The organism is Novosphingobium sp., from assembly GCF_041905565.1.
Taxonomy (GTDB): domain Bacteria; phylum Pseudomonadota; class Alphaproteobacteria; order Sphingomonadales; family Sphingomonadaceae; genus Novosphingobium.
Map to the genome: position 1 here is coordinate 1 of NZ_JAYRKX010000030.1, position 8,975 is coordinate 8,975.

Sequence of the window (8,975 nt, forward strand, 5' to 3'; positions counted from 1 at the left end):
GCACCTTCGAGGCGGCAGAATGGCGAACATATCGGGCGGAAATTCCCGCCGGGAAGGCTGGTTGCCTTTCCAAGGGAATTTTCGTTCGAGATGGAAGCCATTCTGCCGCCTCGAAGGTGCGGCTAATGAGTCCTGACCCTAGGGTTCACTCCCGGCTGGCGAAGTCGGCGAACACGTCCTTCCAGTCGGGATGCCAGCGCGACAGCGCCGGGCGGCCTTCGGTGATGTCCTGGGCGGTCCACAGCACTCGGCGGCGGTCGACCTCCCAGCTGGTCTCGTTGTCCAGGCACCACAGGTAGAAGTCGCGCCGGGCGATCCCGTCCAGCATGGTCTGGGCGACCTGATCGGGCGTCCAGGCGGCGGGCGGCTTCTCCTTGAAGTGCCGGGTCGTCATTCCGGTATAGGTAAAGCCGGGGATCAGCAGGTGGGCAGTGATCCGGTCGCCCACCCGTTCGCGCAGGGTGTGGGCCAGTCCTTCGGTGACCGACTTCACCCCCGACTTGGCCACGTTGTACGCGGTGTTGCCCGGCGGCTGGGTGATGCCCTGCTTCGATCCGGTGTTGATCACCAGACCCGGCCGATCGCTGGCGATCATGCCGGGCAGGAACTGTTGCAGGCCGTGGATCACGCCGTGCAGGTTGACCGCAAGCAGCCGGTCCCATGCCGCTGGATCGGCCAGGATGTCCCCGCCGCCGCCAATCGCGGCGTTGTTCATCAGCACGGCAACCGGGCCAAGCTCCGCCTCGACCCGCGCCGCCAGCGCGGCGACCGAGGCGCGGCTGGCCACGTCGGTTTGGGCCAGCAGCGCCTTGCCGCCCAGCGCCTCACCCGCCGCGGCGAGCTGCGCGGCGTCGCAATCGGCCAGGGCCACGCGCAGCCCCAGGTCAACCAGCCGGCGGGCAACGGCCAGGCCGATCCCGTTGGCCCCGCCGGTAATTACCGCGACCTGTCCCGGGGCGATGGCGGGATGCACGCTCATGGCGCCACCCGCCCGCGCGCCATCACCCAGTCGACCTTTTCCAGCACCCGGACATCGGCCAGCGGGTTGCCGCTGACCGCGATCAGGTCGGCGCTGTAGCCGGGGGCGATCTTGCCGATCTCTCCCTCCATGCCCAGCGCCAGCGCGGCATTGGTGGTGGCAGTCGCCAGCGCTTCGCGGTTGGTCAGCCCGGCCTTGACCATCAGGGCGAATTCCCCGGCGTTGCGGCCATGTTCGAACACCCCGGCATCGGTGCCGAAGGCAATCGGCACGCCCAGCGCTTTCGAGCGGGTAACCTGCCGCCCGGCGGTTTCGATCGCCTGGCGCGCCTTCACTTCGACGGTCGGGGTATAGATCCCCTTGCCCAGCCGCGCGCGCACCCCTTCCAGCGCCATCAGCGTCGGCACCATCCAGGTGCCCTTGGCCTTCATCACTTTCAGCGCCGCCTCATCGGCGAACGTGCCGTGATCGATAGTGTCGATCCCGGCCGCCGCCGCCGCTTCGATCCCGCGCGCACCGTGGGCGTGGGCCATGACCTTGAGCCCGAGCGAATGAGCCGTGTCGGCAATCGACTTCATCTCGTCATCGCTGAAATGCGCGCCAAGGCCGCGGCCCTGCTGCGACAGGACCCCGCCGGTCGCGGTGATCTTGATCACGTCGGCCCCGGCGCGGCTCGCCTTGCGGACCTTTTCCGCGCATTCGACCGCGCCGGTGCAGGTATAGCCCTGGTCAAGCACGGCGTGGACGTCCTCGCGAAAGCCGGTGGTATCGCCGTGCCCGCCGACGATCGCCAGCGCCGGCCCGGCGGCAACAATGCGCGGCCCCGGGATCACCCCTTCGGCCGTTCCCCGCCGCAGCGAAAAGCCCACGTATTGGCCCGACCCCGCCTCGCGCACGGTGGTGAAGCCTGCGCGCAGCGTGGCGAGCGCGTTGCGGGTGCCCACGACCACGCCCCATTCGTCAGGCTCGACCGCTTCGTTGCGGAAATCGCCGCCCGGATCGCTCGACAGGTGGACGTGCAGGTCGATCAGGCCGGGCAGCACGGTCTTGCCGGGCAGTTCGATCACCGTGGCCCCGGCCGGTGCGGGCGGCGCGCCATCGACCACTGACTGGATCTTGCCATCGACCACGGTGATGGTGGCCGGACCGCCCGGTTCGCCCCCGGCGTCGCGCAGCACGCTGCCCGCGCGGATCACGACGGTTTCGGCCCAGGCCGGCGCGGCCATGGCCAGCACGGCGGCGGCAAGCAGCCAGCGATGCGTCATCGATCGATCTCCCTGTGTTCGGTTCGGCGCGAGGATAGTGCAGGCCGGAATGAATGCAACGCTTGCCGGGCGGCTGGTCGATGCCGCATGGACCGGCCATGCCCGCGATCTACCGCCTTGATGCCAGCGCTGCGCAGATCGCCGCCCGGTTCGCCGCGCAGGGCGGGCAGGATCCATGGGCTGGCGGTCACATCGCCCCGGGGGCCTTCGCGCCGGTGATCACCGCCGGGCGCGAATTCGTGGCCGGGCCGCGCCGGGCCAGCCAGCCACGCCGGATGGTCCCGCGCCAATGGGGCGTGCCGCCGCCGCCATCCGTGGGCGAGCGCGGCAACGCGGTGTTCACCGTGCGCAATCCCGACAGCCCGTTCTGGATCGGCAACCTGCGCAACAGCGAATTCCGCTGCCTGGTTCCGGCGACCGCGCTGCTGGAATGGGGCAAGGGCAAGGATTCCGGAGGCAAGCGCCGCCAGCACTGGTTCACCTGCGCCGATCAACCGCTGTTCGCGCTGGCCGGGGTGTGGAAGGACAGCGAGGTGCCCAGTTTCGCGCAGCTGATGACCGAGCCGAATGCGCTCTATCGCCACGCCGGGCGCGATGCGATGCCGGTGATTCTGCCGCCCGATCCGCGCGCCTGGCACCTGTGGCTGCATGGCGAATGGGCGCGGGCAAAGGATTTGCTCGCGCCCTATCCGTCGTCAGCAATGACCGAACGCTAGTCCCTCAGGCCGGTTCGGCCACCTTGGCCCGCGCCTTGCTGCGCTGGCCGTCATAAAGGAATTCGTCCCCGCTGAGGTCGATGTTGGGGATTTCGTTGCGTTCGGCCCAGTAATCCTGGTTGTGGCGCCATTCGGGCTTGTCCCCCCGGCGCGGCATCAGCTTGAGCCCGCGCATCAGGTAGCCGGGGTTGAAGTTTTCAGCCTCGATCCAGTCGGACAGTTGCATGTCCTTGTCCTCGTCGCGCAGCGCCACGTCGATCCGCCTGGCGCCGATCTTGTCCATGTGGTTGAGCAGATTGCAGACGAAGTCGCCCATCATGTCGACCCGCAGGGTCCAGCTGGCGCGGAAGTAGCCCATCACCCAGCACATGTTGGGCACGCCGGTGAACATCATCCCGCGGTAGTTGACCGTTTCGTGCCAGTCGACCGGCTGGCCATCGACGCTGAACGGGATGCCGCCCATCATCAGCAGGTTGAAGCCGGTGGCCGCGACGATGATGTCCGCCTCGATCTCCTCGCCCGAGCCGGTGCGCACGCCCTTTTCGGTGAAGGTTTCAAGCGTGTCGGTCACCACGGTCAGCTTGCCCGCCACGGCGGCGCGGAAGATGTCGCCTTCCGGGCAGAACGCCAGGCGCTGCTGCCAGGGGCGATACTTGGGCGTGAAGTGCGGCTCGAACGGGAAGTCTTCGACCCCGGTGAAGGCGCGGATCAGCGCCTTGAGGTCTTCGAACACGGCGTCCGGTTCCTCGATCGCGCGCTTGGTCAGCACGTCCTGGTCGTGCATGATCTGGGCGCGGACGACGCGGTGGATGGTCGGCTCGTCGATCCCGATCTCGCGCAGGCGGTCGGCCAGCTCGTTCTTGTTTTCCGAGCAGTAGAAGTAGGTCGGCGAACGCTGCAGCATGGTGACGTGCGCCGCGTCCTTGGCGAATTCGGGGATCACGGTGGCGGCAGTCGCGCCCGAGCCGATCACCAGCACGCGCTTGCCCTTGTAGTCGGTCTTGGGATCCCACAGCTGGGCGTGGATCAGCTGGCCCTTGTACTTGTCCATCCCCGGCCATTCCGGGATGTAGGGCTTTTCATGATCGTAATAGCCTTGGCACATCCACAGGAAGTTGCAGGTATAGGTGACCTTCTGCCCGCCCTTGGCCGTCGCTTCCACGGTCCACAGGTTGGTCTTGCTGTCCCAGTTGCAGGCGGTGATCCGGGTGCCATAGCGGATGTGCTGGTCGATCCCGTTTTCGGTGATCACCTCGCCCATGTAGTCCAGGATCGCCTGGGCCGAGGCGATCGGCGTGCCGACCCACGGCTTGAAGCGATAGCCGAAGGTGTAAAGGTCGGAGTCTGAACGCACGCCCGGATACTTGTGGGTTTCCCAGGTGCCCCCGAAGGTGTCCTTCATTTCGAGGATGACATAGCTCTTGCCCGGGCACTGTTCCTGCAGGTGATAGGCCGAGCCGATGCCCGAAATGCCTGCGCCGACGATCAGTACGTCGACATGGGTTGCCTGTGCCTCAACTGCTGCGGTTGCCATCCTCACTCTCCATCATATGCCCGGCGCATTTCGCCATTGCATTCAGTTTCGACTCGAAACGCAAGTGCAGCATTGACCGGGATCAAGGTCAAATCAAGCGCGATTTAGGGTGTGCACCCTAACACAACTGTCAGGCCGCGCCCTGCCAGAGGCGGATTGCTTCGACCGGCCAGGTCAGCATCAGGATGTTGAGCGCCAGGTTGTCGCGAATCATCGCCAGGGTGAACAGCTCGAACGCCGCCGCCAGCGCCACGCTGCCTTTCCACGGCAGGCGGCTGGCGATCCAGAAGCCCAGCGTCATGCAGCCGATGTCCGCCAGCGAGTTGATCACGCTGTCGCCTTCGTAGCCATAGCTGACCGTGACCGCGCGGTAGCGCTCGATGATCAGCGGGCTGTTTTCCAGCAGTTCCCAGAACCCTTCGAAGGCCACCGCGATCGGCAGTGCCCAGCGCTGCACCCGGCCGCCCAGCAGTCCCCTATGCTGCCACAGCAACCAGGCGAAGAAATAGAACAGTAGCCCGTGGATCACGTGGCTGAAGCTGTACCAGTCAAGCAGGTGCTGGCTGTTTTCGGCGCTTTCCACCACGCCCCACCACAGCTTGACCGTGCCGCAGGTGCAGATCGGCACCCGCCCCATGACCAGCAGCACCGCAGCAGTGGCCAGCGCGATCAGCAGCGCCAGCACGGCGCCGACGCGGGTTGGCATCAGGCGGCTAGTCATGGTTCCTCCGCTGGCGGCGCGCTATCGCCCGCGCCCAGGGCGCGCTGCATGTAGAGCGTGTCGAGCCATTGCCCGTGCTTGCGCCCGATGCTGCGCATCCGCCCGGTTTCGACAAAGCCGCAAGCGGCGTGCAGCGCGGCGGAGGCAGGCTCCGCCCCGCCGATTACCGCGATTATCTGGCGAAATCCGCAAGCCTCGGCGGCGCCGAGCAGCGCGGTCAGCAGCGCCTTGCCCAGGCCCCGGCGCTGCGCGTCGTGGCGGATGTAAATGCTGTCTTCGCAGCAGAAGCGATAGGCCGCGCGGTCGCGGAACTGGCTGGCATAGGCATAGCCCAGCACCGCCCCATCAACCCCGCGCGCCACCAGCCAGGGCCAGCCGGCAGCGCTGACCCGCGCCAGGCGCCGCGCCATTTCCGCCGCATCCGGCGGGTCGAATTCGAAACTGGCGGTGCCGTGCAGCACATGGTGGGCATAGATCGCGCAAAGCGCCGGGGCATCGGCCGGTCGGGCGGGTTCGATCTGCATCGCGACGGGCAGCATGGCGCAGCCCACCGGCCATTGCAACGCCCTTGCCAGCCCCCCGCCAGCTCTGCCAAGTGTCTGGCATGAAAGCGGCATTCGCGCCGCCCAATGCGAGTAATCCGCCGATGCGCGTGCTGCCGGTCCTGTCCCTTGCCCTGATGCTGGCCGCCGTGCCGCACCCTGCCCCGGCCGCCGTCGCCGCGCCCGTCCCGGCGCAACCCGGCACCAGCCCCGACGCACCCTATTTCGCCGTGCTCGACGCGATCGAAAGCGGGCTAGACCAAGAGGCCGCGTTCCGCATCGTCGCGAGGACCATCGCGACCGAGCTGGCCCGCTCCAGCCCCGAAATGATCGAGGCCGAGGCCAATTATCCCGGCCTGTCCGATGCGCTGACCCAGTCGATCCTGCCCACCCTGCGCCAGCACAGCCAGGAAGTGCAGGCCAAGTACCGCCCCCAGTTGGCGGCCGCATTGAAGCAGCAGTTCACCCCGCAGCAGGCAAAGGACGTGGCGGTGTTCTACCGCTCGCCGATCGGGCGCAAGCTGATGCACAAGGTCGAGCAGAACTATGACGGCCGGGCCACGGTCACCGCCGCCATGCGCGAAAAGGACGTCGCCCTCGCCGATGTCCAGGCCGACAACCGCGTGATGATCTCGCGCTCGCTGCGCGAGTTGACCCAGGCCGATCTGGCCGAGCTTGGCCGCCTGGCCAAGGCCAAGCCGCACTTGCTGAAGCTGAACGCCGCCGCCCAGGCCATGGCCCCGATCCGGGTGCGCATGGAAAACGAGCCGATGCGCCCCGAGATCGAAGCCCAGATGCTGGCCGACATGGAAACCGCGGCGAAGGATTTCGTCGCCCATGCCCGGGCGGCCCAGGGCCTGCCGCCCGCCCCGGAACCTGAGGTCGATCCCGCCCCGGCGCTCGACGCCGCAGGCAAACCCTTGCCCCGCACCTGAATTTTCCGGAGCGGCCCGGGAAAGTTGCAGCGGCGCGCCGACGCGCCTAAACCGGCCGCAATGATCGCGCTGATCCCTGACCACTGCCGCATCGCGGAGCTGCCCGCATGACTGGGGTTCCCGCACTGAACCCGCGCCGCGCCTGCGTGATCGGGGCGGGCTTTGGCGGCCTGGCCCTGGCGATCCGCCTGCAGGCCAGCGGCGTCGAGACCGTGCTGGTCGAAGCGCGCGAAAAGGTTGGCGGTCGCGCCTATGCCTGGCAGCGCGAAGGCTTCACTTTCGATGCCGGCCCCACCCTGATCACCGATCCCGCCGCGCTGAGCGGGCTGTGGTCGCTATCCGGCCACGACATGGCCGATGACATCTCGCTGACGCCCACCGCGCCGTTCTGGCGGCTGAACTGGCCCGATGGCACCCAGTTCGACCTGACCGGCGACGAAGCCAGCCTGACCCGCGAAGTGGCCAAGGCTGCCCCGGGCGACCTGGGCGGGCTGGACGATTTCCTGCGCTACAGCGCGGGCGCGCTGGCCGAAGGCTATCGCCGGCTGGGCAACGTGCCCTTCCCGGACCTGGCCACCGCGGCCAAGGCATTGCCCGCATTGCTGCGCCAGCAGACCTGGCGCAGCCTGTGGTCGATCACTGCCGCGCAGGTAAAGGATGAACACCTGCGCCAGGCGCTGACCTTCCAGGCGCTGCTGATCGGAGCCAATCCGCAGACCGCCAGCGCGATCCAGGCGCTCGCGGTCAAGCTGGAACAGGACACCGGGGTCTGGTGGCCCAACGGCGGCGCGGGCCAGCTGGCCGAGGCGATGGCCCGCCACTTTGCCCGGCTCGGCGGCACAGTGCGGCTGCACGATCCGGTGGTCCACGTCCACACCCTGGGCAACCGCGCGACCGAGGTGGAAACGCAGAGCGGGTGGAAGGAGCGCTTCGACGCTGTCGCCAGCAATGCCGACATCATGCACACCTACCGCGAACTGCTGGCCGGCACCCAGCGCGGCGCGGAAATGGCGCGCAGCCTGGCCCGCAAGCGCTACAGCCCTGGCATGTTCCTGGTCCACTTCGGGCTGGAGGGCAGCTGGCCGGGCATCCCGCACCACATGGCGCTGTTCGGCCCGCGCTATACCGGGCTGCTCGATGACGTGTTCGAACACGGCGTACTGCCGCAGGACCATCTGATCCTGCTGGATCACCCGACCGTCACCGATCCGTCGATGGCCCCCCCGGGCAAGAGCACGTTCCGCGCGATGATCCCGGTGGCGCACCTCGGCAAGCTGCCGATCGACTGGGACACGGTTGGCCCGATGCTGGAAAAGCGCGTGATCGACGAGGTTGGGCGGCGGCTTATCCCCGACATCCACGACCGGATCGTCACCAAGTTCCACTATGCCCCGCGCGATTTCGCGCTCGATTTCAACGCTTACCTCGGCAGCGCCTTCAGCCTTGAGCCGGTGCTGAGCCAGACCGCCTGGCTGCGCCCGCGCAACCGCGATACGAAAATCGCCAATTTCTATCTCGTCGGCGCCGGGGCGCACCCCGGGGCGGGCGTTCCCGCCGTGCTGGGCAGCGCCCACGCCACGGCCAAACTGATGCTGGAGGACCTGAAGTGAAGCGCCTTGCCGTCTATTGCGGTTCCGCCACCCCCGCCGATCCGCGCTACATGGCATTGGCCGACGAAGTTGGCCGCACGCTGGCCCGGCGCGGGATCGGCGTGGTCTATGGCGGCGGGCGGCTGGGCCTGATGGGCGCGGTGGCCAGCGGCGCGTTGGCCGAAGGCGGCGAAGTGATCGGGGTAATCCCCAAGGCGCTGTGCAACGCCGAAGTGGCCAACCACGACTGCACCGAACTGGTGGTGGTGGAAGACATGCACGAACGCAAGGCGGCCTTCACCCGGCTGTCCGACGGGTTCGTCACGATCCCCGGCGGGGTCGGCACGATGGACGAGCTGTGGGAGGCGGTCAGCTGGGCGCAGCTGGGCTATCACGCCAAACCGGTCGGGCTGCTCAACGCGTTCGGGTTCTACGATCACCTGATCGCCTTCAACCACCACATGATCGAAGTTGGCTTCATCCGCCCGGCGCACCAGGGGATCATCATTGCCGAGCCCGAGCTGGACCTGCTGCTGACCCGCATGGCCGCACACCAGCCGCACACGCCGATCTTCGCGATGAAGACGGGGGAATTGTAGGGAGTCCCTTCCGCCTGACGGCGGTGCGGACAGGCCATCCGGCCTGTCCTTGCAACACCAGCCCGCTCCCCCGGCCCAACCACCCGTTCAAGGTA

The 8,975-nt window shown here is 67.7% G+C and carries 9 protein-coding genes; 4 read left to right on the forward strand and 5 right to left on the reverse strand.

Features of this window, described 5'->3' with window-relative positions:
- Positions 1 to 145 precede the first annotated feature (145 nt).
- Together ACE3N9_RS16175 and ACE3N9_RS16180 are read right to left on the reverse strand one after the other, a co-directional pair.
- Positions 146 to 979 carry an SDR family NAD(P)-dependent oxidoreductase gene (locus ACE3N9_RS16175; RefSeq protein ID WP_374285455.1) on the reverse strand — a complete coding sequence of 278 codons (834 nt, stop codon included), beginning with the start codon at positions 977 to 979 and terminating at the stop codon, positions 146 to 148.
- The gene (locus ACE3N9_RS16180) at positions 976 to 2,244 is read right to left on the reverse strand and encodes an amidohydrolase family protein (RefSeq protein WP_374285457.1); all 1,269 of its coding nucleotides are present in this window, start codon (positions 2,242 to 2,244) and stop codon (positions 976 to 978) included. Before ACE3N9_RS16180 ends, ACE3N9_RS16175 begins: the two co-directional genes overlap by 4 nt.
- 98 nt (positions 2,245 to 2,342) lie before the next feature.
- On the opposite strand from ACE3N9_RS16180, the gene ACE3N9_RS16185 reads away from it, so the two are divergent.
- The gene (locus ACE3N9_RS16185; RefSeq protein ID WP_374285459.1) at positions 2,343 to 2,960 is read left to right on the forward strand and encodes an SOS response-associated peptidase family protein; all 618 of its coding nucleotides are present in this window, start codon (positions 2,343 to 2,345) and stop codon (positions 2,958 to 2,960) included.
- A 4-nt stretch (positions 2,961 to 2,964) separates the two neighbouring features.
- Here the strand turns inward: ACE3N9_RS16185 and ACE3N9_RS16190 are convergent, their stop codons facing one another.
- The 3 genes from ACE3N9_RS16190 to ACE3N9_RS16200 all read right to left on the reverse strand — a co-directional run bounded on the left by ACE3N9_RS16190 (position 2,965) and on the right by ACE3N9_RS16200 (position 5,754).
- Positions 2,965 to 4,494, reverse strand: coding sequence for a flavin-containing monooxygenase (locus ACE3N9_RS16190; protein ID WP_374285461.1), 1,530 nt, complete (start codon positions 4,492 to 4,494; stop codon positions 2,965 to 2,967).
- A gap of 130 nt (positions 4,495 to 4,624) precedes the next feature.
- Positions 4,625 to 5,215 carry a DUF2585 domain-containing protein gene (locus tag ACE3N9_RS16195; protein WP_374285463.1) on the reverse strand — a complete coding sequence of 197 codons (591 nt, stop codon included), beginning with the start codon at positions 5,213 to 5,215 and terminating at the stop codon, positions 4,625 to 4,627.
- The gene (locus tag ACE3N9_RS16200) at positions 5,212 to 5,754 is read right to left on the reverse strand and encodes an N-acetyltransferase family protein (RefSeq protein ID WP_374285465.1); all 543 of its coding nucleotides are present in this window, start codon (positions 5,752 to 5,754) and stop codon (positions 5,212 to 5,214) included. Before ACE3N9_RS16200 ends, ACE3N9_RS16195 begins: the two co-directional genes overlap by 4 nt.
- Positions 5,755 to 5,819: 65 nt before the next feature.
- Here ACE3N9_RS16200 and ACE3N9_RS16205 point away from each other — a divergent pair, with 65 nt between their 5' ends.
- From ACE3N9_RS16205 to ACE3N9_RS16215, 3 genes are all read left to right on the forward strand, one after another.
- Positions 5,820 to 6,692, forward strand: a complete 873-nt coding sequence (locus ACE3N9_RS16205; RefSeq protein ID WP_374285467.1) for a DUF2059 domain-containing protein — start codon at positions 5,820 to 5,822, stop codon at positions 6,690 to 6,692.
- Positions 6,693 to 6,799: 107 nt separating this feature from the next.
- Positions 6,800 to 8,302, forward strand: coding sequence for a phytoene desaturase family protein (gene crtI / locus ACE3N9_RS16210; protein WP_374285469.1), 1,503 nt, complete (start codon positions 6,800 to 6,802; stop codon positions 8,300 to 8,302).
- A complete protein-coding gene (locus ACE3N9_RS16215) occupies positions 8,299 to 8,880 on the forward strand; it encodes a TIGR00730 family Rossman fold protein (RefSeq protein ID WP_374285471.1) in 582 nt (193 codons plus the stop codon). The genes crtI and ACE3N9_RS16215 overlap by 4 nt, the downstream gene beginning before the upstream one ends.
- Positions 8,881 to 8,975 lie beyond the last annotated feature (95 nt).

Bases quoted from the DNA above. Each gene is read 5' to 3' on its own strand.
- ACE3N9_RS16205 (WP_374285467.1), top strand. From the start codon at position 5,820: ATGAAAGCGGCATTCGCGCCGCCCAATGCGAGTAATCCGCCGATGCGC.
- ACE3N9_RS16185 (WP_374285459.1), top strand. From the start codon at position 2,343: ATGCCCGCGATCTACCGCCTTGATGCCAGCGCTGCGCAGATCGCCGCC.
- ACE3N9_RS16190 (WP_374285461.1), bottom strand. From the start codon at position 4,494: ATGGCAACCGCAGCAGTTGAGGCACAGGCAACCCATGTCGACGTACTG.
- ACE3N9_RS16200 (WP_374285465.1), bottom strand. From the start codon at position 5,754: ATGCTGCCCGTCGCGATGCAGATCGAACCCGCCCGACCGGCCGATGCC.
- ACE3N9_RS16195 (WP_374285463.1), bottom strand. From the start codon at position 5,215: ATGACTAGCCGCCTGATGCCAACCCGCGTCGGCGCCGTGCTGGCGCTG.
- crtI (WP_374285469.1), top strand. From the start codon at position 6,800: ATGACTGGGGTTCCCGCACTGAACCCGCGCCGCGCCTGCGTGATCGGG.
- ACE3N9_RS16180 (WP_374285457.1), bottom strand. From the start codon at position 2,244: ATGACGCATCGCTGGCTGCTTGCCGCCGCCGTGCTGGCCATGGCCGCG.
- ACE3N9_RS16175 (WP_374285455.1), bottom strand. From the start codon at position 979: ATGAGCGTGCATCCCGCCATCGCCCCGGGACAGGTCGCGGTAATTACC.